This is a genomic window from Nocardiopsis sp. NPDC006198 (assembly GCF_040613895.1).
Classification (GTDB): domain Bacteria; phylum Actinomycetota; class Actinomycetes; order Streptosporangiales; family Streptosporangiaceae; genus Nocardiopsis; species Nocardiopsis tropica.
Genome location: NZ_JBEXSY010000008.1, coordinates 56902 through 78838, shown reverse-complemented (window position 1 = coordinate 78838; position 21937 = coordinate 56902). Strand labels below are relative to the sequence as shown.

Here is a 21937-nt window from a genome sequence, read left to right as displayed (position 1 = left end):
GTATCGAAGATACCTGGGTGCTTTCGCTTTTGGAACCACGATCGCCCGAACATCGTTCGGGCGATCGTGGTTCCCTGCTGAACCCCGCTCGTCCGGGGTTCAGCACAACAACACAGTGCGGCGAAGCCGCTCCTTTTCCCCAGGGCCCCCGGCCCTGGGGCACGCTGTTGACGAGCACAGGGAGGTGTTGAGCGCAGCGGGGATGTCAGCGGGGTGCGCATCATGGAGTCATGACGATGGAGCAGTGGCGCAAGCGCCTGGAGGAGTGCCTTGGCGAGTGGGCCGCCATCACCGCCACCCGTGACCACGCGTCGGCAGCGATGTACGAGCAGACCCACTTCTGGGGGCGTGTAGACCGCATCGGCCAGGAGCACGTGTCGATCGTGAACACCGACTTCAGCAAGGACCGAATCCACCTCGCCGACATCCGACAGATGCGAAAGACGTGACCGGTCACCACTGACACCCCCACCGCGTGGCGCACTGTCATGTGCGCTGCGCTCAACACCCCGCTCGTCCGGGGTTCAGCACAACAACACAGTGCGGCGAAGCCGCTCCTTTTCCCCAGGGCCTCCGACCCTGGCGAGCTCGCCCTCGCCGGTGTCGACGGCCAGACCCTCGGCGCCCTCGCTCCAAGCGGTACAAGGAGAAGGACCCCGGCAGTTCGCCGGGGTCCTTCGGAGGTCTGTCAGTTGCGTGCACGCATCTGCTCGCGGAGCGGGTCACCGAGGGGGTAGATGGGACCTCCGTCGGCCAGCAGCCGCTCGGCCAGGGCTACGGCCTCCGGAAGGGGGAGGGTGACCGCTTCACACGCCTCGCGGCAGGCCATGACGACCTCGTCGGCGGCCTCCCACTCGGTGCCGTCGGGGGAAAACACCATGGGACAGCTGGCACCGTCGTAGGTGACCAGCCACCGGCCGGGGTGGACGGTGCGCAGGGTGATCGTCCACCGGGCACCGGGGTGGGGCAGTTCCAGGGTGCTCACCTGGGCGAGCAGCCCTTCGAGCTCGCGGGCGGCCTTCGCCTGGGTGCGCGGGACTCGGCGTTCGGCCGTCCAGCACGGTGCGCACTCCCGCAGTACGGCCTTGGGGCCTGCGGCATTGTTGGCACGCTGGGCCGTGCGGACCTCCTGCCCGCACCGTGTCCACACGGACTGGCCGGGGGAAGTGCGGTGGCAAAGGGCGAAGACCTCGGGGTCTTCGTTGTTGATGTTCCACAGCTCACGGAAAAAGGTCATGGGAACTTCCTTCCGGAGAGATTCTGGATGAGTGGGGCCGGGCAGGTGGTGCCCGGCCCCGGGGCGCGTGCGGGTGACCTAGAACGGGTCGGCTACCACGGGATGTCGTTCGGGTCGAACAACGCATTCTTGGCCTCGCGCCACTGCTCGGCGGTGAGAGGTTGCGATTCCGTCAGGTACCTGCCAGTGGCAATGAAGGCAATCTCGTCGAGGTGGGCCTTGTTGTACTCAGCGTGAACTGCGGTCGGCGCGTTGTAGGCCTGCTCCACGATCTGGGCGACCTGGTTCGCGAGGCGGGCGAACCTGGTGGCGGCCCAGGCGCCCCTCCGGTCGGCTGCCTCGGCAGTGCGCTCGGCCTGCTCTGCCAGGTGGAGCATGCGGGCGCGGCGTTCAGTGCTGAACGGCCACCACCTGGGCCCGGCGTTCGCGCGGAGGAGGGCGGCGTAGAGCCGGTGCGCCTGCGCCAAGGCTCGCTCGTGGGCGGCCTCGGAGCGGTCCTCACGCAGCGCAGGGCTGAGCATGGCGACTTCCTCATTGGGGGTCAAGGCATCCATGTGTCTCCTCGGTCGGGGGTTTCGCGCCGGGGGCGGGGTGGTGAACCCCGCCCCCGGCTGGGTCGGGTGGGCTTCGGACCGGACTCGGATCAGTCCGCGATCTCCCACCGGGTTCCGGGAACGGGCGGCAGGGAGTAGAGCACGTTCTCGAAGAAGACGGGGCCGACCAGGTTCTTGCTGATGGTGCGCAGTTCGGGGCTGGTCGTGATGCTGTGGGTGGTGGTCCGCAGGTCGTCGTGGGTGACCGTGGCGATGTCAGCGTCCTGATACCCGGAGCCCTCGCGGTAGACGCTCAGGTCTAGCGGGACCTGCTGCTCAGGGGTGGCTCGGGCGTTGTGCGCGGCGATCTGGTCGCGGTACTCCAGCAGTCCGAACCGGTCCCACAGCGGCAGGTCCGGCTTCCCCAGGGTGAGGCCGGGCAGGAGGAGGCCCGTCCTGTCGGTGATCTCCACCAGGGCGGGGATGGGGGTGATGATGCCGGGGATGTGGAAGGGGATGGGCGCCCAGACCTCGATCAGGTGGGATTCCGGGTCCTCGTCGTCGGTGGCGGCCACTCCCATCAGAGTGCTCTCACCGGTGGTGTGGGGCTGGACTTCGTCGTAGGTCCCGTGGTGCAGGATCGTGCCGTCCTCAGCCACGGCCAAGAAGAGGAGAACGTCGATGTTCCCGGCGTGCGGCGAGGCGGCCTGGCACAGTTCCAGTGCGCCTTCCTGGTCAAGGAGGGGTGGGTTCATCGTGACTCCTGGGTTGTCGCTGTTCGCGGACTTGAACGGGTTCGTCTTCACTGCCTTCGTCCCGCATGGGCGTGGAGGCCGCCGTTGTTTCCGTGCTGGTTGTGGTGGTTGAAGACTGGTGGTGTCGGAAAGGGCGGGCCAGTGGTCCCGCCCCTTCCGCACGACGGTCAGCTCTGGGAGCGCTGCTGGGTGGTCTGGACCTTCAGGCGGGACCAGGAGAAGGGGCCTCGGTGGTGGGGTGCCAGCGGCTGCCCCTCCGGGGCCAGGTCCTCGGGGCCGCTGTTGTAGTTCCGCCAGTAGAAGGCGGCGACCTCGTCGATGGAGGCGTCGCGCTCCTCGGCGGTCGTGTACGCCTTGATGTTGATGCCGCCCTCGACGTAGGTGGCGTAGGCGTGAACCTCGGCCGTGGCGTCGTCGAAGACCGCCACGATGACGTAGGGCCAGGCCCCCAGGTCCCAGCCGTCGCGTCCCCACGCGGCCTTGGCCTCCCATCCTTCGTCGAGATGGCCGATCCAGCCGTAGCCGTAGAGGCCGTACGTGATGGCGTCGGGCAGGGCGGGCAGCTGGGGGTTGGGGATCTTGGTCATGTGTGCCTTTCGTGTGGGCGATTCGGGCGGGGATCGGGGTGGTGGGCCCTCCCCCCTTGTTCTATATACAGTTTATCCCACCTGGGGTGTACAGGCAACCAAAAAGGGGCCCCACCAGGGCTTTTGCAGTGTTCGTTATGATCCCGTAACACGAAAGCGGGGGCAAAAAAAAAGGGGGCGGGGGCGCGGGCAAAGCCCGCGACCCCGCCCCTGGTCCCCCATCCCGTCGCCCGTCATCCGCGCCCCGCGCAGCGCACCGGGGGGTGGTCTGCCACCGAGCGAAGCGAGGCTAGACCCCGGGAGGGCGGAGAGCGGACCGGGTGGAGCGACCCCGTGAGGAACGAACGGGGACGCGCAAGCCGCAGCCGCTCACCGCCCGGAAGGGGTTGGCCGACCACCCCCCGGTGTGCTGGTCTCAGACCGGATGACGGGCGACGGGATGGGGGACCCCCTACCTCAACCACCCGCACGCCGCACCCGAAAACCACCCCCCACCCCCATCTTGGCCGTCCGGGACCTCCCCGCCGGAGGCTTCGTCGCCGGCACCAGGCGCTGGGGCCGACGACGAGGCCTGATCGGAGCACACCCGGTGCCCCGGGCGCCGGACTGGCTACTTCGTGGTCATGCCCTGGTCCCTGATCAGGGAGAGGCGGGCGCGGTGATCACCGATGCCGCGCGATCCGGCCAGAGGGAGTAGGGCGTGTTCCCAGATCGGTTGGACGGCTTCGGCATAGGCTCGACCGGCCAGTACGACTACCTCGTCGGCGTCGGCGACCCCCAGCTCTCCAGCCTGGGATCGCAGCTGGCTGGGGGTGACGCTCCCGGGCTGGCCCATGCGGTGGTCGTAGGGAGCGATCACCCTGTCGGGCGTGAGTAGGCCGTGCAGGCCGGACAGGATGAGGATGCGGCCTCCTGTGGCGGTCAGCGTCTCAGCCGCGGCTCGGGCCAGTCGGTGGTAGCTGCCGGTGTACAGCTCCGCGGCGGGCGCCGGGCGTGCGGCCTTGTCGGCGCTGCACGGGATGATGACCACAGGTCCGACGTCCTGGGGACGGTCCGGAGCCTGCGTGAGGACTCGGTCTGTGCGTGATAGGTGGTTGGAGCGAACGGGCGGTGTGGACATGGTCCCTTCCGCATTCTCGTGAATTGACCGTCGTTTCCACGCGTGAGGGGGCGGACCTGAAAAGGTCCGCCCCCTCGTGTGGACCCTTGTTAGCCCCGGTCGATGACGCGGCCGATGGTCTCCTCGACCATCGCTGTGAACTCGGGGGCGGCCACGTCCTGGAGTAGGACGCTCACCTGGGGAGCGATCTGCGCTGCGCGCGGTCCGCTGACGATGCGGCCCATGGTGCGTGCTCGTTCCCACAAAGCGTGGTCGTAGCGGGTGCGCATGACCGCCCACACGGCGAGCGCGCGCGCGGAGATCGCGTCGGGCGAGCAGTTGGTGCGGCAGGTGAAGCGGGTGGGAGTGAAGATTCCGTGGTAAAGGTGCAGTCGGGCGGTCAGCCCGGGGTCGGTGGAGTCCTCGTCCGCCTGGGCGACGAGTTCGGCGTAGGGCTTGTTGATGTAGGCGCGCACGGGCCCCCGCGAGATCTCCTTGAGGTGGGGCTCGTAGGCGGTCAGGGCGAGGTGGATCGGGGGGAAGTCCCTGTCCTCGTCCCAGGTAACAAGGGATTTCACGACGGCGCCGATGTCGATCGTGGGGCGTGCGTGACTCGGGTGCATCAGGACCAGGGCGGCATGGAAGCGGCGGACGTGTTCGGCGCGGGCCTGGGACGGGGTGCAGCGGTAGTCAACCCAGGAGAAGATCGGCTGTGCCATAGGGCCTTTCGGTGGGGCGAGGTGGTAGACCAGACCTCCTGTTTTGTCGAACAAGGAGGCTGCTTCCTGCTGCTGTGCGGCTTGGGGCCCGGAGGTTCCGGGCCCCAAGCTTCTAGAAGGGGCAGGAGGCGTCGACCCCAGAGGCTTCCTCGTTGTCCGGCGCTTTTGTCCACATGCGATCCCGGGCCGTCTCGGGGTCCTCGTAGTACTCGGCGCGTCCGTAGCCGACCGCGTTACCAGCTGCGTCGAAGGCCACCGCTTGCCAGAACGGGGCCTCCTCGCCCACGATGGCGTCGCGGGAGGCGTCAATGACGGTGCCGGGGCGACCGTGGTCCCAGGTGATGGTGATGGTGCCGCCGTCGCGGATGTGGCGGGGTACGTCGAGGCGCTTGAACATCGGGGCCTTTCGCGTGGGCGATTCGGGCGGGGTTCGGGGTGGTGGGCCCTCCCCCTCGTTCTATATACACTTTAACCCTCCTGGCGGTTTGGGGCAACCCGGATGGCAGAAACGCCCGTGACCTGGCAATTCATTCCGTGGCTTTAGGGCGCACCGCTGCGGTTCGCCTACCCTTTCCGGGCTTGGATCGCAGGAACCTGGCGACCTGGGCAGGCAGGTAGGTGGCGTCCTCGGCCCCGTCCTCGCCGGTGTAGGGGCGCGGGAACTCCGCCAGCTCGCCGTTGGCCATGCGCGGCTTGCCCTTCGCCTCGCGCAGGCGGCTCTGCTCCCGGTCCTGGCGCAGTGCCCGCGGCGTCATTCCAGCGGCGCGCGCGATGTCGGGAAGACGCATCGGCTCACCCAGCTTCTCCACCGCATCCAACAGCGTGTTGGGCTCTGGGTTGCGCGGCCCGTGCTTTTGGGCCCACGCGTCCAGCTCGCGCGTGGAATGGATACTGGGCGCCCTCCCTTCTCCCCCAACGGCGCCGCGCTCCATGTCGATGGCGGGCACGGGCTTGGGGGTGCTCGCGCTGCGGTAGGGCCACATCCGTATGGAGGAGGCCCGCGCCTGGAGTTGGTCGGGGTCGGTGATGCCCTCCTGGGCTGCGCGTCGCAGCGCCCACTCCTCCCACGTGGTGGGGTCCTGTGGGAAGGCGGGGTCCTGGATGACCGCCTCGTCGATGCCGTGTTCGCGTACGAAGGCCAGATTGCGGGCTTGTTCTTCGGGGTTCATCGTGGTCGTTTCATCTCGTATGATCGGTGGCGAAGAGCCTGTGGACCTTAGGGTGCCGGGCGATTCGGGAAGGCGGTCCGGGGGTGGTGGTGCCGAAAGGTACTGCCCCGGGCCGCCGTTTGTGTTGTGTGGGGGCCGTCCTGGTCGGACGGCCCCCACGCGCGTGCGGGTTTGGTCAGTGTCTTGCGAAGGAGGGCGTAGCGAAGGCCACGGCGGGGCCGTCGCTGCGGCTGTCCCTGACCGGGGAAAGCTTAGAACGTGTCGTCGGCGGTGAAGGGCTGGCCGGCGGCGTGGTTGATCGCCTGTACCACCGCGCGCACGTCCGGGGCCGCCTGTCGGGTGGCGGAGTGGTAGACGAGCTGCTGGGCGGGGTTGAGGGCGTTCTCGTCGTTCTGGTAGCGCACGGCGATCAGCCCGTGGTGCTGATCAGGGGTGCGCGCCATGTCGCCGGTCTCCTCGGCGTCGCTGATCAGGATGTACTCGTCGCCGAGATCGACGTGGACCAGGTACATCCCGGGGTTCCACTGGCTGATGCAGGAGCTGAGGCCGTGCTCGGCCAGGGCATCGACCAGGCATGATCCCAGCAGGGGGCCCTGTTCGCTGAGGGTGTTGGGTGCGATCCCCAGCTCGAACCGCAGCAGGGCTGCGACGCCGCACATCGCGTTGGCGAAGGAGGCCTCGGTGGCGCTGCGCGCCTTCCGGGTGAGCTTGTGCTGGCGCGCGGGGGCGAAGATGCCGCGGACGTGCTCCCTTTCGGCGGCGGTGAGGCTGTCGGCGCGGGCGCGGATGAGCTGGCCGACGTGGGGGTCGGTCGCATAGGGCTCGCGCTCGGACAGGTCGGTGAGCGCGGTGCGGTACAGCGACAACCCCTGGGTCCATGCCAGGTCTGCGGCCTCGGCGTGGGTGGTCTTCAAGTTCTCGGCTGCGGTGCTGGTGAGGGCCTGGGACAGGTATCGCAGGTGGTGGAGGGTGACGCTGTGGACCAGGGCGCGGGCCTGGGCGGCCTGCTCCACGATCCGGGGTGTCTGCTTGGGGGCGCTGGGTTCGCGGACGGGCTGGTGGTCGGATCGCATGGGTGCCTCCGTGGTGGTTCGGGTTCGACGCGGGAAGCCGGGCCAGCGGTGCTGGGGTGTGCGGGCCGGCCGCCGGGCGGCGGGGCCGCCCGGTGGGGCGGCCCCGCATGGAGGGTTAGAAGAGGTTGCGCTGGCTGAGCTTGGCCAGCGCTCCGGCGAAGTTGCGGCTGACCTTGTGGTGGGCGGTGGCCGGGGCCACGGCGAAGAACTCTTCGTAGCCGGGACCGGCCTGGGTGCGGCGGTGTGCCCATAGCCGGTGATGGTCCGGGTCGCTGGTGTCGATCTGCTTGCCGTCCCTGTCGGAGTCGGCCTGCAACTTGTGGTGCATCTGTGCGCGGGTTCCGGTGGCCACGAGCTCGACCGAGCGAGCGGCGCGCCCGGCCTGGGTGGGATCGCTGCTTCTGGGTGGCCAGACCCGGCGGATGCGGTACACGGCGTGTTCGGCACGTGCTGTCTCGTCCCTGAAGCGGTCCAGGGTGGTCTTCATGCCGGGGAAGGTGCGGGCCATGTCGATCAGGCGGCCGTTGGGCACCAGGCCTTGGCGGGGGTTGAGCGCGATGGCGGTGTGCTCCATGCGCAGCGCCAGGCACGCCGGTCCCGGCTCCTCGGTGAAGCGGGTCAGGGTGCGTTGGCGTCCTTCCTGGTTGGTCAGGGCGAAGGGGCAGTAGGAGCAGGCGCTCTTGGGCCAGGACACGCCGGTGAGCAGGAAGATCCAGTCGTTGCAGTCGACGCGGTTCCACCCCCACTCGATCAGCGGGTACTCCCCCGTGCGTTGGGCGGTGTCGTAGGTCGCGTCGCGGCGGGCGCGTGTGCACTCGCCTGCCTCGAAGCCGAGGATGTGCCGGTAGGGGCGGCCCTGTACGAGCTGGGCGATCAGCGCGTCCAATACCTCGCCTTTTGCGTGTATCGAGCACATTCGCGTACCGCCGGTCTGGGGCACGGTGCCTGCTGCGAGCATCTCGTCGGAGAGCTTGTAGGCGCCCTGGCTGTGCAGGACGCGGGGCGCGTCGCTGTCGTCGAGCACGATGACGCCGTCGCGTGCCAGGGAGGGGCCTTTGCGGGCGACCTGGACCAGGCGCACTCCGGCGGCCCGCAGGCGCGGCAGGATGTACCGGGTGGCCAGGGCGCCGGTGTTGGCCCATTCGTCGCCTGTGTGGGCCACGACCACGGTCAGGTGGTCGAGCGGAAAGTCGCGGCTGCTGGGGTCCACCAGCCACCGCAGGAGGATCGCGGTGGAGTCGACGCCCAGACCGTAGCTACAGATCACGGGTCGGGCGATGTGCGTGGGAACGGGCATGGTTTCGGTCAGAAGGGCCAAGTGCGCCTCCGGGGAGCGGTGCGATTCGGGAGCGGGGGCGGGGTGGTGGGCCCGCCCCGGGCGTGGGGTTGCGGTCAGGTGCGCGGGGGCGGGCCGTCGGGGAAGGCCAAGGCGTCGGCCACGGTGTAGCCGTTCACGACGGTGTGCGGCACCAGGCCCGTGGCGCGCTCCATCGCCTCCTCGAAGGAGAGCCGGTGTTCGACCTCCGCCTCGCCGTTCGCGTCCAGGTAGAGGTCGAAGGTGTTCTTGACGCACCAGGTGTTGTTGCCCCGGTAGCGCACCGTGAGGCCGAAGTGGTGGGCGTCGACCACGGTCTCCGGTACCGCTGAGACCCAGTAGGTGATGGGGCGGATGTGCACGGGGAAGGTCACGGTCCTCCGGGATGTGGGAGCGGGGAGGGCGGTGGGGCCGCCCCCTGGTGGGGCGCCGCCCGGGTCCAGGGGGCGGCGCGAGAGCGTCACAGGCGCAGGTCGGCGGTCATCTCCGTGATGGCAAGCGGGCCGCTGTTGTTCTGTTCGACGTGGACCCTGTCCACCTCGAATCCGGCGCGGGTCAGTGCTTCGGTGAGCGGGTCGACCAGGGTGGCGCGCGCGGTGATGGTGCTGAGGGGGGTGAAGTAGATGACCACGGCCCGGCCCTGCTCCGGGTGGGCCGAGGTCACGAGGGTGGTCCCGGCGTTGAGTGGGTCGTGATCGATTCCAGCCACAGAGGCCGCGACCGTGCGCAGGTGGCCGGTGATGCGCACCATTTCGTAGAAGTCGGCGACGGAGGCGTGTGTGGACATGCGGGGTGAAACCTCTCGGTTGGCGATTCGGGTTCGAGGGCGGGGTGGTGGACCCGCGAGCTCTATATACACTTTAACCCAGCCTGTGGATTTGTCAAATACCCAACCTGAACTGCGTTTTCACCTCACGCACTGCAACCCCTCTGGGCACACGTGACCGCCCGGGGCGTGCTCAACGCACCCCGGGGGCGCCAGCTACCTCAGGCGTGCACGACATCCTCGAAGATGCGGTAGCCCACTTCCTCGAAGTCCTCCGGCGGACCGTAGAAGAGGTCGATGGCCCTCGCGTCGTCCTGGGGAGCCACAGGTACCTCGTCTCCGTGGAGGGCGCCGGACTTCCAGCGGGTGCGCACATACTCCGCGAGGGTCGCCTGGGCACCCTCCTCGCTGGCGTGGTACGTGTTCACGTCGTTGTTCTTGTCCCACGTGTTCAGGACCCAGATCCTGGCCTGCGGGGCCACCGCCGCCAGCACCGTCCCCTGAGGGGCCACGGTGCCGTCGCCGCGCAGACGGGCGAGCGTCCCGTCGTTGACGACGATCTCGACCGGCACGCCTTCGGCCTCCGTGGGCCAGGAGACGGAGTCGGCCGCGTCGGTGCCGACCCACACGCACAGGCCGGTGCTCTCACGGCGTACGCCGACCACGATGCCTGCCCACTCGATCGCGGGGTCGCCCCCTCCTGGGGGGTCTGGCGGCAGGTACGCGGGCTGGGTCGTCGCCCCAGCTGGAGGGGCCGACGCGGGGAGCACGTCCTCCTCCCACACCGCGTGATACTCCTCCTCGCGGTGGGCGAAGTAGGTCTGAATCGCTTCGGCGTCGTCGGCGGGCGGCTCGAAGGGGACGCCGGGGTCGCCCACCACGTTGTCCCAGGAAGACCTCACATACCTGGCGAGCTCGGCCATGGCGGCCTCTTCGCTCTGTGCGAGGGTGATCTCCTCGCCATGGCGGTGCTCGCGGTAGAGCACCCAGACGGGTGGGGGCGTGGTGGCAATTCCTCGTTGGCTCATGCTGGCCTTTCGGTGGTGGCGATTCGGGTGTGGGGGCGGGGTGGTGGGCCCGCCCGCCGGGTTCACGGCGTTGAGGGTCAAGCGGAAAGGCGCGGGCCGCACCAGGGACGTTCTGGTGCGGCCCGCGGAGGGCAGGTCAGCACAACGTCAGCTGCTCGAAGTCGGGGTTGCCGGGGTCTTCCAGGAGCTGGGCCAGTGATTTGCGGGCCTGGAAGCGGTGGCCGATGCGCTTCTCCATCGCGAGGTAGAGGTTGCCCTTGGCCCGGTTGTGCTCATAGGCACAGCGCAGATCCTTGGCCGAGGCCAGCGGGCAGAAGGTGCAGCTCAGACGCGACATGCCCGCGTCGTAGGCGAAGTGGTGGCGAGTGCCCTCGGCCCGGATGCCGTCCCAGACCTGGCGCACGGTCCAGGCGTGCACGGGCAGCCAGACGTCGACGTGGCGGCGGCCGTTGCTGGCGCGCTTGTCGTAGCGGTAGGGGTCCTTCTTGGCGCGCTCGCTCGACTCCTCGGCGCGCATGCCCAGCACGTGCAGGATGCGCACGGGCCGGTCGGTGACCCTGCCCGACTCGCGCAGATCCTTGACCAGGGCGGTCAGCAGTACCAGGCCGGGGCCGACCTTGTGGTCAGAGGTGCACCATCGGGCGTTGCCGGGCCCCGGCCACATGCCGCGCTTCTCGACGCGTTCCAGGATGGTCTCGACCTGGCCGTCCTCGCGCCTGCGCGCGACGATGCGCAGGTCGCGGTCGTAGTGGCGGGCGTGTTCGACTGCCAGGTCCTTGGCACCCTCCCATTCGGCCGCGCCGAGGTCGGCATGGACGACGACCAGGCGCTCGGGGACGCCGGCGCGCTCTACTGCGTGGGCGGCCTGGGCAAGGGCGACCTGAGAATCCTTCCCGGCCGATATTTGAACGACGACGAGGTCGTAGTCGGCCGGGTCTGGTACAGGGCCAGGGGTGACGGTTCCCGGGCCGGACTTGGTCACAGTGCTCTTGGGCATGGTTCTACTCCTGGTGGGCGATTCGGGTGTGGGGGCGGGGTGGTGGGCCCGCCCCCACGATTCGGCCGTAGGGCTAGATGTGGGCGGCGTCCAGGTTGTCGGAGGGTGTGGAGTTGCTGATCACGCGGGTGCCGTGGGCGTGGTTGCGGCGCTCGTCGAGGTTGGTGCGCCTCACGTGTCCAGGTCCGTGAGGGGTCGGTGTACCTCGGCCTTGATCATGGGGATGGCTGCCTGGATGTCCTGGAAGGCGTCGTTGCAGGCGGTCTCATGGACGTGCCGCCACCGGGACAGGTCGTGGTGCGGGTAGCGGTTGATCAGCAGGCCGGTGTGCTCGTTGACCAGGTAGGTGAGGTCGGCTCCTGCGGGGTTGGTGATGTACATGCGGCTGTCGTCGTCGGTGAGGACCTCGACGCCGTTGATGTGGGGGCCTCTCCAGGTCAGCCTGGCCTGGAGGCCTTCCTGTTCCAGGGCGGTGATCAGCAGGTCGTGCATCCGGGGCATGTGTCGGGAGCAGCTCACGTGGGCCTTCCGTCGGGGTGGTTGGGGTGTGGGGGCGGGGCGGTGGGCCCGCCCCCACGGTTGGGCTGCGGCGCGTGGCCTGGTCCCTAGTCCAGGGCCCCGGACCGGTCGATGGCCGCGACCGCCTGCATCAGGTCGGCGACGGCGCTGAAGGTGTCGTGGATCTTGGCCCCGGCGTTGTCGGTGCTGTAGATCTCGGTGTGACGGGACGCGCGTTCGCTGACGCGGGCTACGTACAGTCCGGCGTGCTCTTCCATCGTGCTGCCGAGGCCGCCGTCCTCAGGGTCGGTGATGAGGATGTGGGCGTCGGGGCCCAGTGGGATGTGCACGCCCGCGCCCTGATCGCCCAGGGCCCGCAGGGAGCACTCCCAGTCCTGGCTGCGCAGCAGGGAGAGCAGCACCGCGCTCACCGGCTGGTCGGCCAGTCGCTGGATCTGGTCGGTGAGGGCGTCGGCGTCCCCGGTGGCCGGCTGCGTCTGGTTCAGGGCTGTCAGCGGCCGGTTCGCCTCGGCGCGGACTGCGGCTGCGGCGTCCTGGACGTCGGGGATCGCGTTGGTGCGGTGGGACTCGTAGACGGCGATCCGCTGGGTGACGTCGTCGTTGGGGTAGCGGTAGGCGATCAGTCCCTGGTGTCCGGTCACGGGGTAGGTGATCTGGACGCCCTCGGTGTCGGTGATGCGGATGTGGGTGTGGTCGTGGAGTTCGACCACGACGCCCTCTCGGCACCCTCCCAGGGAGTCGACCCTGCCCGTGAGGCCTTCCTTCTTGAGGGCGGCCAGCAGGAGGTCGGCGACCTCGGCTTCGGGCAGCGGGTGTTCGGCCGCCTGGGCTACGGCGAGGGTGAGGTCCCCCAGGTCCTTGAGTGCGGCTTTCACGCCGTTCACGGGCCCCTCGGTCACGTAGACCTCGACCAGGTCTTCCATCTCCGGCTGGTAGTCGGTGGGAGGGCGGGTGGGGTCGTAGCGGAGGGGGTAGCGGTAGGCGAGCAGGCCCTGGTACTCGGCGAGGGGGAGGTTGAGGTCGTCGCAGTAGTCGTTGCTGATCAGGATGGCGCTGCTGTCGACCGTGGGGACCAGGATGCAGGGGGTGCCCGTCATGCTGACGAACTCCGGGTCTAGGCCGTGCCGCGTGAGGGCCTCGATCAGGGTGTCGTGGATGGTCGCGTTTGCCTGCGTGGGTGTGGCGGTGCGTCGCGGTGCGCGGCGCAGCGAGTCGAGCAGGGTGGAGAAGTCGAAGCCGTTCACAGGTGGCCTTTCGTGTGGCGATTCGGGTTCGGGGCGGGGTGGTGGGCCCGCCCGGGGGCCAGCGCCCCCGGTTGGGGGCGCTGGCTGTGGTTCAGGCCCAGGGCTGGTCGGCGTCGTCGATGATCGCGTTCACCGCACCGGCGATATCGCGGAGCATCTCGGACCTGGTGGTGGGCTGCGGCCCTTCCCAGACGGTGTAGGCGGAGGCGTGCATGCAGTCGTCGTCGTCCGTGGGGTCCGTGCCCGGCTCGAATCGTGAGGCGTGCAGTCCCTGGTAGGTCGGCCCTTCCATCGGCTGTCCGACCGCGCTGTAGATGACGGCGGGTGCTTCGCCGGTTCGGTGCACGAGGATGCCCTGCTCGGTGCCGTCGAAGGTGTACAGCTCGGGCTGGAAGGCTGCCGCGCACAGGCACGCCAGCGTGATGTCAAGGACGGTCGCGTCCTTGTCCGTGGCGACGTTCACGAGTGCGTCGCGCCCCGGGCCGGGGGGCTCGGCGGTGTCCAGGGTGTCGAGCTTGCGGAGCAGGTCGCGGAACTCGGGGGGCAGGGTGAGGCGCCGCAGCTTGCGGCGCAGCTTGTCGAACAAGGTGGGAGTGGGGGTGTGGGCGCTGTTCATGGGTGCCTTCCAGTGGTGCGATTCGGGTTGGGGGCGGGGTGGTGGGCCCGCCCTCGGGGCCGTGCCGTGGTTATCCGGCACGGACGGTTAGGTGGCCTCTGGGGGCGCGGTCGGATGGTCGACGGGCTCCTGCCAGAGGGGGCTCAGGATGGTGTCGTAGTCGTCCAGGAGGGTGGAGCCGCAGCCCTCGGCGTCGCCGCCGCCGTAGGTCTCCTGCCAGACGAGCTTGACCATGCCCGCGCACAGGGACACGAGTCGGTCCCGGGGGATGGGCACGCCGTCCAGCAGTGCCAGGTCGTCCTCGCGGCTCTGGCGGTCGACGGTGATGGAGGCGACCAGGCCGCGCAGGTCATCGAAGCTGTAGAGCTCGACGGCGTAGGGAGCCTGGGTGTCGAGGTCGTCGTAGACGACCAGGCCGAGGGCCTTCTCCCACAGGTCCTGAGGGTGGGAGCGGGTGGCCGTGGTGACTCGCCGGGCGAGCTGGAGGAGGCCTTCGTTGGTCACCGGGGTGTTGGTGGCCTTGAAGAGGTCGTGTGCTCGCCGGGTGGCGATTGCGTAGACCGGTGTGGCGTCGTTCCAGAGGTAGTAGGGCGGTTGGCCATCGGGCATGTGTCTCCTCGGTCGACTCGGGTGTGGAGGCGGGGTGGTGGGTCCGCACTCGGCGTTGGTGGTCAGGTGTGGGCGGGGTAGAACAGGGCGTCTTCGAGCTGCGAGAGGATGGCGTCGGCGTCGGCGCCCCGTGCGTGGAGCGCGCACATCAGGTCAGCGGCGAGTTCGGCGGCGGCCACTAGGGGGTCCAGCCCTTCGCCCCAGGGGTGGCCGACCAGCCAGGCATGGCGCCGGTTGGCCAGCTGCGCAGTGCGTTCTTCGTGGATCAGGTAGGTGAAGGCCCATTCCTGGGCGGGCGAGGGAGCACCGTCCATGTGCAGCAGTTCGTGGCGTGCCCCGGCTTCGTCTGCCACGTTCGAGTCGTCGGCGCGTTCGAGCACGCGCCGGAGAAGGGCGGTCAGGCCAGCGGTGTCGGTGGGGTGGGCCAGGGTGGCGGCCAGTTCCTCGACGGCTTGGGTGCGTCGGAGACGGGCGTCACGGGAGGTACTCATCGGGCCCTTCGGGGGGTAGGGGCGGGGGCATCCCGCGGAGGGTGCCCCGGCCCGGTTCGGTGCCGCGTGGGGCAGTCGGTCTGCGCGGTGCGCGCGGTTGTGGCGACGGGTCGCCCGTGGGGGAGCTGTGGTGTCCGCGCGGGGGTCGCTGAGGGATGGGATCGCGCTCGTGTCGGCGCGTTCTCCCGCGCTGGGTGGGGGCGGGTGGTGTGCCCGCCCCCCGGGTGGTCAGAGGGAGAGCGGGGGGTGGGTGCCCTCGCAGATGTGGTTCTCCTCTTCGTGGGCGGAGTGCCACGTGGCGGAGTGGTCCGGGGCACCGAGTGCGTTGAACAGGGCCAGGAGGGGGCCGATCTCGTGGCAGGCGGTGATACGGCCCATGCCGTCGGCGGCGTGGTGGTCGAAGGCGTTGAGGAATTCGTGGACGACCTGGGCGGGGATCTCGACGGTCGCTGGGGCGGGGGTTTCCTGGTCGCTGAGCCAGCGGATAGCGGCCTCCAGCGGGATGGGCGACCAGTTTTTCTTGAGGCGGATGGCCAGGTGTGTGAGTGCGTAGCCGCTGTTCGCGTAGGTCGTCCACGTGGCTCGGAGGTGGGTGGGCCGGGGCTTATCAGGGGTGGTCCACCGGACGTACACACGCAGGTGGTCGGGTTGTTGCGGGGTGCGGTTGAGGGAGAACTCGTAGCCGCTGGCCACGAGGTGGTGCAGGAAGCGGGTCAGGGGCTCAGGAACGGAGTACATGGCTGGTCCTTTGCGTGTGGGCGCGGTCTGGTGGGGGCGGACCACCCTCGGTGGGTGGTCCGCCCGTTCGTGTGTGCCTGGTCTTAGGCGGCCAGTGCTAGGCGCATGTAGGCGTCCCAGCCGGATTCGCGTTTCTGGCCGGTGACGGCCTCGACCAGTGCGGAGAGCAGCACCTCGGCGGCGGGCGGGGTGACGGCGTTGCCCAGGAGGCGGGCCTGGTCGCGCTTGGAGTAGTCCAGGAGCCGGTAGGTAGGCTCGAAGGCCATCGCGTCCCGGATCTCACCGATGGAGAGCATCCTGAACAGGACCTCGTCCACGTTCACGGGCTGGGAGCCCGGTGAGGCGAGGCCGTAGCGCTCCTTGGTGGGCAGGGTCCCGATGGGGCCGCTGGCCGGAAGGGTGCGGCCGTTGCCGTAGTACTGCACCAACAGGGGGTCGACCGAGCGCACTCCGGAGGCGAGTCCGTGGTGGAATCCGCCAGCGGTGAATGTGTGCATCGGGCGCTCGTCGGCCCGGTAGGCGCGCTCCTTGTCGCCGCCTCCCCTCATCGGGGTCATGAACGGTGGGAAGGCCACGGCCGTCTCCCGGCGGCACGTCTGGGTTCGGATGGGCTGGTCGGCTGAGGCGGCCTGCTTGCCCTGGCGGCCTTCCATGGGCACCATCATCGGGGGGACGGCCAGACCGTCGCTCTCGCGCGTGGTGCGGGTGGGCATCGGGTGGGAGAGCGGGATGGCGCCCTCGCGCCAGGTGCCGCCGGTGGGCGTGAGCAGTGGCGCCCAGTACTTTTCGATGCCCGCGCGGATGCGAGCCAGGGTGTTTTCCTTCAGCGGCCTGGTGCGCTCGCCGATCGGGGTGCCCGGGTCCGACCAGTCGATCACGGCGGATGCGGGCAGGACGTCGGGTTCGACGACCCTGTTGCGGCACCGGGTGTTGGGGCAGCGGTAGACGTACTGGGCGCGGTAGCGGCCCATGTCCGCGCCCGGCTTCTTGAAGGCCTGGATGCACCGCACCCAGGTTTCGCAGTCCGGGCACCAGGCCACGGGGCGCAGCCACCGGGCGAAGTCGGGGGTGCGGCCCAGCGACTTGTGCCAGTAGGCGACGTAGAGCCGGTCCCTGGACTGGGGGCAGCGTGGGGAGTAGGGCGCGAGGGCGTGCATCGAGTTCAGGGCGATGGTCTTGACCTCGTAGCCCAGCGCGCGGATTTCCCCGATCCAGCGGTGCCAGTCGGACCACTGCCTGCACTGGATGACGTTCTCCACGACTCCGACCAGGACGGGGTCGTGGTCGTCGGCGCACGCGCGCAGGTAGTTGACGACTTCTTCCATCAGGGCCCGGGAGCGGGTGGCCTTGGCCTCCTCCTCTGTCAGCTCCGCGCCCCAGAGGGTCAGCTGGTTGGCCTTGTCGAAGGTCCGTGAGACGCCTCGGGCGTCGGACCAGGCAGGGCAGGCGGGGGAGGCCCAGTAGACCTTAACCCGGGGGAAGACGTCGGCGACGCGGATCTTTTGGACGTCCCCCTCGTAGTGCTCCACGTCGGGGTGGTTGGCGGCGTGGGTGGCGATGGCCTGTTCGTTGTGGTTGGCGGCGAAGTAGGGCACCAGGCCGGGGACCTGGAAGGCTCCGGCGGTGCTTCCGCCCATGCCGCAGAACTCGTCCAGGTAGGTGAGTTCATCTTGGCCCCTTCTCTTGGGCCTGCGGGCGCGGGCGGGTGCCGTGGCGTAGCTGGTGGCGGTTGGCCGCGTCAGGGTTGCGGGCAAGCTCTGCTCCTGTGCTGGTGCGATTCGGGTCGGGCGGCGGGGTGGTGGACCCGCCGCCCTGGTCAAGCGGTGTTTCTGGGTGCTCCCGAGGCAGTTCGGCCCCGGGAGCGTGGGGGTTAGGCGAGGGTGAGTCCGCATTCAGTGGTCACATGGCCGTAGAAGTTCACGTCGTAGTAGTCGGTCAGCCGGTCAGAGCCGTCGTAGTTGTAGGCCTGGAGGATGGCCTTCAGCTCCCTGGCGAGGGCTGAGAGCGCCGGGGTGGGGACTTCGCGTGGGTCGCCCCACGGGTCGGTCTCCTGGGTCCATCCCCACTCCGCAGGGATGTTGCGGACGATGATGTCGATGGAGCGCCCTCCGGAGAAGGTGTCCTTCCTGACGGTGATCTTGAGGCCCTTGGGGAAGGTGGCGAAGGGGTCGGCCACGGCCACGGCGCCGGGGGCGGGGAAGGCCTTGGCGACCTTGAGCGCAAGGCGGATGTCGGCGCGGACGAGTGCGGCAATGCCTGCGGCGGACAGTCCGTTCGTCTGCCCGTACTTGGCGCCGTAGGTGCGCTGATACATGGCGGCGGCGGTGTCGGCGCCATGAGGAGTGGTCTTGGCCAGGATGCGGGCGAGCATCCGTTGGGCGGTGGCGCGCTCGGGTTCGCCCGTCTTGGGGTGGTTGATCAGGGCCTGGAGGTGTTCGATCTTGCTCAGGACTGCTCCTTGTCGGCGCGATTCGGGTCGGGCGGCGGGGTGGTGGGCCCGCCGCCCTGGTCATGCAGTTCAGCTAGTTGGGGTTGCGGCTCACGAGGTGGGTCCCGCGCTCGGTGCACACACACGCGGTGAAGTCCGTGTGCATCGCACCGGTCTCGCAGTATTCGTAGGCTTCGTGGATTTCCCGCAAGGCCTGGGAGAGCGCTTCCAGTTCCGGGCCGGGGGCCAAACGCCATTCCCCTTCGTCGGGGTTGCCCATCCACCAGTTCCGGGGAATGTCACGGAGTACGATTCGAACAGAACGTTGTGTGGAGTAGGGGTTGATCTTGGCGGTGATCTTCATTCCGTCGGGGAGGGCGGCGAAGGGGGCGGTTGCGGTCGCCTCCTCAGTTACTGCCTTGGCGACTTTGAGCGCAAGGCGGATGTCCGCGCGAATGCGTTTGGCGATTTCGGCGGCGGACAGGGTGGCCATGTCCGCATACTCGATGCCGTAGGTGTGCTTGTGTGCGGCGGCGGCGTTCTTGGCGGTGGAGTCCGGAGCTGCGGCGGTCAGGCGGGACAGCATTCGGCGGGCGGTGGAGCGCTCCGTTGCCTTTGTCCTGCCGCTCTCGATGAGGGTGTGGAGATAGGCGGTCTCGGCGTTCCGGTCGGTGTGCGGGGGCTGTGCCTCCTGTGTCCCGCCCAAGGCGTGGTGCGAGAGGTACCAGGCTCCGGCCAGCAGGGAAGCACACTCGTCCAAGAGGACGTCGCGCTCGAAGCAGTCGGTCACAAAGCGCGGTCCTCGCCCTTCCACGAAGGACAGCAGACCCTTGACGCGCTCGACGCCGAGGGGGTGGTTGGCCAACTCTGCAAGTGCCTGCCCCTGGTCGGAGCGGCAGACCATGAGGTCTGCGTGGTGGAGCTTGACGGCGCGCTCGGCCACCTCGTGCGCAGTGGCAGAGAGGACGGTGTCGGCGGTGGGCTCCACTATCTGTGTGATGAAGGAGCTGACTCCGGCGGAGGTCAGGGGGTACCCGGTGGCCGACATCAGGTCCGAGACATCGGCGGCTCGCCGCAGCAAAAGGGAATCAGTCATCGATTGGCCTCTCTTTTTTGCCAGCAATCCCTTTCGGTTGATCGCTGGGCGGGTGGGGCCGGTGGAAAGCGGCCCCACCCGCGTCAAAATTGGGCAGCGCATCTCTGTATATTCACTATTGAGTTATCAAAAAGCTTGTGCACTAGGCTGGGTGAGGCTGTTGTTCGGGTCTTGCGATGGGGGCGCTAGGCGTTAGGCCCAAATGCTCCTGGTGAGGTGGAGGGCGCCAGCCAGGATCGCGGCGTAGTCCTCCATCAACTCCACGGTCTCTTTCTCGTCGGAGGGGGCCTGGGCGCCGCTGGCGGCGAGACCGGACAGGCACCCGGGGAGGCTGGGGTCGCGGTTGACGAGCTGGAGTCCGCGCAGGACTTCACTGGGGTCGAGCGGGCAGGACTCGATGGCCTGGCGGGCGTCGATGGCCGCGTGACCGATGGGCTCCTCCCAGTGGTCGGTCGCCGCGATGAACTCGGCCTCGTCCGCGATGTGCTCGCGGGGCACGCCCGTGGTCGCTTCGGCCCTGGCCGCCAGGGTGGCGACGAAGTCGGGCAGGAATTCGGCGGCGGGCTTGCCGTTGAGGGCTTCGAGCACGTGGAGCGTGGTGGCGGCGCGGGTGAGAACAGGAGACAAGGCGGGCCTTTCGTGTGGGCGATTCGGGCGGGGATCGGGGTGGTGGGCCCTCCCCCCTTGCTCTATATACAGTTTATCCCACCTGGGGTGTACAGGCAACCAAAAAGGGGCCCCACCAGGGCTTTTGCAGTGTTCGTTATGATCCCGTAACACGAAAGCGGGGGCAAAAAAAAAGGGGGCGGGGGCGCGGGCAAAGCCCGCGACCCCGCCCCTGGTCCCCCATCCCGTCGCCCGTCATCCGCGCCCCGCGCAGCGCACCGGGGGGTGGTCTGCCACCGAGCGAAGCGAGGCTAGACCCCGGGAGGGCGGAGAGCGGACCGGGTGGAGCGACCCCGTGAGGAACGAACGGGGACGCGCAAGCCGCAGCCGCTCACCGCCCGGAAGGGGTTGGCCGACCACCCCCCGGTGTGCTGGTCTCAGACCGGATGACGGGCGACGGGATGGGGGACCCCCTACCTCAACCACCCGCACGCCGCACCCGAAAACCACCCCCCACCCCCATCTTGGCCGTCCGGGACCTCCCCGCCGGAGGCGCTTTCACCGAAGCTGGCGAGGACTGCTGAGCAGCGTCCGGCGCACGGTGCAGGCGAGCACGCCAAAGCCCCCGCGGTTCGACCGCGGGGGCTGGACGGATGTTCTCGTGCTGTGGAAGCGGCTGCTCAGCCCCGGCTTGTGGTGGCGCTCTTCTTGGCCGGCGCCGGGCGCTTGGCAGTGGACGGCGCCGCGGCGGCCGCCCTCTTGGGCTTGGGTTTGCCTCCGGGCGAGCCGGCGGCCGCGACCGCGACCGCCGTCTTCGGGCCGCCGGCCGGACCGGTCTTCCTGACCCGGCTGCTGTCCGGCTCCTTGGCCGTTCCCTTGACGCGGCTATCCGTAGTCGTCTTGGTTACCCTCGTGGTCGTGCTCCGCCCGGAGGCGCGTGCAGGCGCGGGTTTGCTGGCTTTGGCCTCGACTGCGGAGGCAACCTCGGCATCATGCTCGGCCGCGGCCTCCCTGAGGTCGAACGCGGCCTGACGCACCTCGGCGGAGGGCTCGTAGTCGGCCGAGATCACCTTGTCGAGCATCTCCTTGGGGTAGGAGTGGCTGCCCTTGCTCACCGTGTCCTCGTCGAAGTGCGCGCGCAGCTGCTCGAAGGACAGTTTTTCCTGGTCGTTGTTGATGCGCCCCTGCTGAATGCCCGCGATCTGGTTGACCAGGCGCCCCTCCAGCCGGTTCTCCCGCGCCTGCTGGAGTTCGCTGTCGAACTTGGTCATCGCCGCTTTGAAGTGCTCCCCGGCTTCGGGGTGGGCACTCATGGCCTTCTCCATGGCCGCCAGGCGACCGGCGCCCTTCTCGCGTGCGGCGTCGTAGTCGGCCATCAGCCCGGGGTCCAGCTCACGCATGCGCGCCTCGGACAGGTCCGCCAGCTGGCGCGCGAACTTGTGGCTCTCGAGTGAGGCCAGGCTCCACACAGCTGCGGCGGCGTCAATGTCCAGGTGGGACATCAGGGCTGCGGCGGCGGTGGTGGCCTTGGAGATCTCGCCCTCGACGGCGTCCGAGGTCTCCTTGGGCGCGGTGCTCTCGGACTCCTTCTTGGCGGTGGTGCTTGCTTCCTTGTCCGAGGCCTCCTTCGCGGCAGGGGCCTTGGGGGCCTCAGAGGCGCCCCGGCGGGCCTCCAGGTTCTCCCTGAACCTCTTCAGGTTCACGCGGCCCTTGTCGAGGATGTCGCGCATGGCGCGGAACAGGTCCGCGATCTTTTTCGTGATCTGACGCGGGTCGATGCGGTTGCGCCTGTTGAGCTGGTTGGCCACCTGCATCGCCGCGAAGACGATCTCGGCGGTCGTTTTCGTGGCGCGTGCGCCGGCCGAGGTCATTGCCACCGCACCGGCGCCCAGCGGCTCGGGGTGGTCCGTGGTCGGACTGGCGTCCGTGGGGGTTGGAGTGGACATGGCCTTACCTTACGAGAGGGAGCCGTCGTCACCGAAGATGGCGGAAGCATCTGTCATCATCTGCACCGTGAATGCTCAACGGCCGACCGCGCCACCTCCCGTCCCCTCAGCCACACCGTTCGGTCCAGCTGGTGTTCCCCACGCTGCACCTGTGCCCTCCGCGCCGACCGCCGGCCCTGCCCTTCCCCCCGCAGCGGAGCCGCATGCGGCCACACCGGCCGCCACGCCCTTCGGTCCTGCCCACGTACCGCACGCCGCGGAGCCGATCGTCCCACCGTCTGCGCTGGTGCCGGGGGTTCTGCGCCCCGGGGCGGACAAGGCCCCCCCGTCGGCGGACTCCGGTCCCGGTTCGGGCCTGCGCGCCCT

26 protein-coding genes are annotated in these 21937 nt (G+C 69.1%); 1 reads left to right on the top strand and 25 read right to left on the bottom strand.

Annotated elements, in window-relative coordinates; all coding sequences use genetic code 11:
* Positions 1–230: 230 nt before the first annotated feature.
* Positions 231–449: a hypothetical protein gene (locus tag ABZ234_RS08125; protein WP_355011507.1), complete on the top strand. Its 219-nt coding sequence runs from the start codon at positions 231–233 to the stop codon at positions 447–449.
* Between the two features lie 239 nt (positions 450–688).
* Here the strand turns inward: ABZ234_RS08125 and ABZ234_RS08120 are convergent, their stop codons facing one another.
* The 25 genes from ABZ234_RS08120 to ABZ234_RS08000 form a co-directional block, all read right to left on the bottom strand.
* Positions 689–1237 (bottom strand): hypothetical protein, encoded by a 549-nt coding sequence (locus ABZ234_RS08120; protein WP_355011506.1) that lies wholly within the window; start codon positions 1235–1237, stop codon positions 689–691.
* Positions 1238–1329: 92 nt separating this feature from the next.
* Entirely contained in the window at positions 1330–1791 is a 462-nt protein-coding gene (locus ABZ234_RS08115; protein WP_355011505.1) for a hypothetical protein, read from the bottom strand.
* 89 nt (positions 1792–1880) lie between these two features.
* Positions 1881–2525: a hypothetical protein gene (locus ABZ234_RS08110; protein WP_355011504.1), complete on the bottom strand. Its 645-nt coding sequence runs from the start codon at positions 2523–2525 to the stop codon at positions 1881–1883.
* Between the two features lie 167 nt (positions 2526–2692).
* On the bottom strand, positions 2693–3112 hold the full coding sequence (locus ABZ234_RS08105) for a hypothetical protein (RefSeq protein WP_355011503.1): 420 nt from the start codon (positions 3110–3112) through the stop codon (positions 2693–2695).
* A 610-nt stretch (positions 3113–3722) separates the two neighbouring features.
* The gene (locus tag ABZ234_RS08100; RefSeq protein WP_355011502.1) at positions 3723–4142 is read right to left on the bottom strand and encodes a DUF6884 domain-containing protein; all 420 of its coding nucleotides are present in this window, start codon (positions 4140–4142) and stop codon (positions 3723–3725) included.
* 179 nt (positions 4143–4321) lie between these two features.
* On the bottom strand, positions 4322–4930 hold the full coding sequence (locus tag ABZ234_RS08095; protein ID WP_355011501.1) for a hypothetical protein: 609 nt from the start codon (positions 4928–4930) through the stop codon (positions 4322–4324).
* A gap of 112 nt (positions 4931–5042) precedes the next feature.
* Positions 5043–5327, bottom strand: a complete 285-nt coding sequence (locus tag ABZ234_RS08090) for a hypothetical protein (RefSeq protein WP_355011500.1) — start codon at positions 5325–5327, stop codon at positions 5043–5045.
* A gap of 130 nt (positions 5328–5457) precedes the next feature.
* On the bottom strand, positions 5458–6099 hold the full coding sequence (locus ABZ234_RS08085) for a hypothetical protein (protein ID WP_355011499.1): 642 nt from the start codon (positions 6097–6099) through the stop codon (positions 5458–5460).
* A 251-nt stretch (positions 6100–6350) separates the two neighbouring features.
* A complete protein-coding gene (locus tag ABZ234_RS08080) occupies positions 6351–7172 on the bottom strand; it encodes a hypothetical protein (protein WP_355011498.1) in 822 nt (273 codons plus the stop codon).
* Positions 7173–7287: 115 nt separating this feature from the next.
* The gene (locus tag ABZ234_RS08075) at positions 7288–8469 is read right to left on the bottom strand and encodes a hypothetical protein (RefSeq protein WP_355011497.1); all 1182 of its coding nucleotides are present in this window, start codon (positions 8467–8469) and stop codon (positions 7288–7290) included.
* Positions 8470–8564: 95 nt separating this feature from the next.
* Positions 8565–8861, bottom strand: coding sequence for a hypothetical protein (locus tag ABZ234_RS08070; RefSeq protein ID WP_355011496.1), 297 nt, complete (start codon positions 8859–8861; stop codon positions 8565–8567).
* An 86-nt stretch (positions 8862–8947) separates the two neighbouring features.
* A complete protein-coding gene (locus ABZ234_RS08065; RefSeq protein ID WP_355011495.1) occupies positions 8948–9274 on the bottom strand; it encodes a hypothetical protein in 327 nt (108 codons plus the stop codon).
* A gap of 200 nt (positions 9275–9474) precedes the next feature.
* Complete coding sequence (locus tag ABZ234_RS08060; protein ID WP_355011494.1) at positions 9475–10281, bottom strand: hypothetical protein; 807 nt, start codon at positions 10279–10281, stop codon at positions 9475–9477.
* A 136-nt stretch (positions 10282–10417) separates the two neighbouring features.
* A complete protein-coding gene (locus tag ABZ234_RS08055) occupies positions 10418–11278 on the bottom strand; it encodes a phosphoadenosine phosphosulfate reductase family protein (RefSeq protein WP_355011493.1) in 861 nt (286 codons plus the stop codon).
* A gap of 171 nt (positions 11279–11449) precedes the next feature.
* Positions 11450–11797 carry a hypothetical protein gene (locus ABZ234_RS08050; protein ID WP_355011492.1) on the bottom strand — a complete coding sequence of 116 codons (348 nt, stop codon included), beginning with the start codon at positions 11795–11797 and terminating at the stop codon, positions 11450–11452.
* A gap of 86 nt (positions 11798–11883) precedes the next feature.
* The gene (locus ABZ234_RS08045) at positions 11884–13041 is read right to left on the bottom strand and encodes a hypothetical protein (RefSeq protein ID WP_355011491.1); all 1158 of its coding nucleotides are present in this window, start codon (positions 13039–13041) and stop codon (positions 11884–11886) included.
* Positions 13042–13132: 91 nt separating this feature from the next.
* Positions 13133–13657, bottom strand: a complete 525-nt coding sequence (locus ABZ234_RS08040; protein WP_355011490.1) for a hypothetical protein — start codon at positions 13655–13657, stop codon at positions 13133–13135.
* Between the two features lie 87 nt (positions 13658–13744).
* The gene (locus ABZ234_RS08035; protein WP_355011489.1) at positions 13745–14266 is read right to left on the bottom strand and encodes a hypothetical protein; all 522 of its coding nucleotides are present in this window, start codon (positions 14264–14266) and stop codon (positions 13745–13747) included.
* A 62-nt stretch (positions 14267–14328) separates the two neighbouring features.
* Positions 14329–14757, bottom strand: a complete 429-nt coding sequence (locus ABZ234_RS08030) for a hypothetical protein (RefSeq protein ID WP_355011488.1) — start codon at positions 14755–14757, stop codon at positions 14329–14331.
* Positions 14758–14985: 228 nt separating this feature from the next.
* Positions 14986–15495, bottom strand: a complete 510-nt coding sequence (locus tag ABZ234_RS08025; RefSeq protein WP_355011487.1) for a hypothetical protein — start codon at positions 15493–15495, stop codon at positions 14986–14988.
* A gap of 83 nt (positions 15496–15578) precedes the next feature.
* Positions 15579–17249 carry a DNA cytosine methyltransferase gene (locus tag ABZ234_RS08020; protein WP_355011486.1) on the bottom strand — a complete coding sequence of 557 codons (1671 nt, stop codon included), beginning with the start codon at positions 17247–17249 and terminating at the stop codon, positions 15579–15581.
* Between the two features lie 116 nt (positions 17250–17365).
* Positions 17366–17866, bottom strand: a complete 501-nt coding sequence (locus tag ABZ234_RS08015; protein WP_355011485.1) for a hypothetical protein — start codon at positions 17864–17866, stop codon at positions 17366–17368.
* 151 nt (positions 17867–18017) lie between these two features.
* Positions 18018–19019 (bottom strand): hypothetical protein, encoded by a 1002-nt coding sequence (locus ABZ234_RS08010; protein ID WP_355011484.1) that lies wholly within the window; start codon positions 19017–19019, stop codon positions 18018–18020.
* A gap of 192 nt (positions 19020–19211) precedes the next feature.
* On the bottom strand, positions 19212–19646 hold the full coding sequence (locus ABZ234_RS08005; protein ID WP_355011483.1) for a hypothetical protein: 435 nt from the start codon (positions 19644–19646) through the stop codon (positions 19212–19214).
* 659 nt (positions 19647–20305) lie between these two features.
* Positions 20306–21571 (bottom strand): hypothetical protein, encoded by a 1266-nt coding sequence (locus ABZ234_RS08000; protein WP_355011482.1) that lies wholly within the window; start codon positions 21569–21571, stop codon positions 20306–20308.
* Positions 21572–21937: the final 366 nt, after the last annotated feature.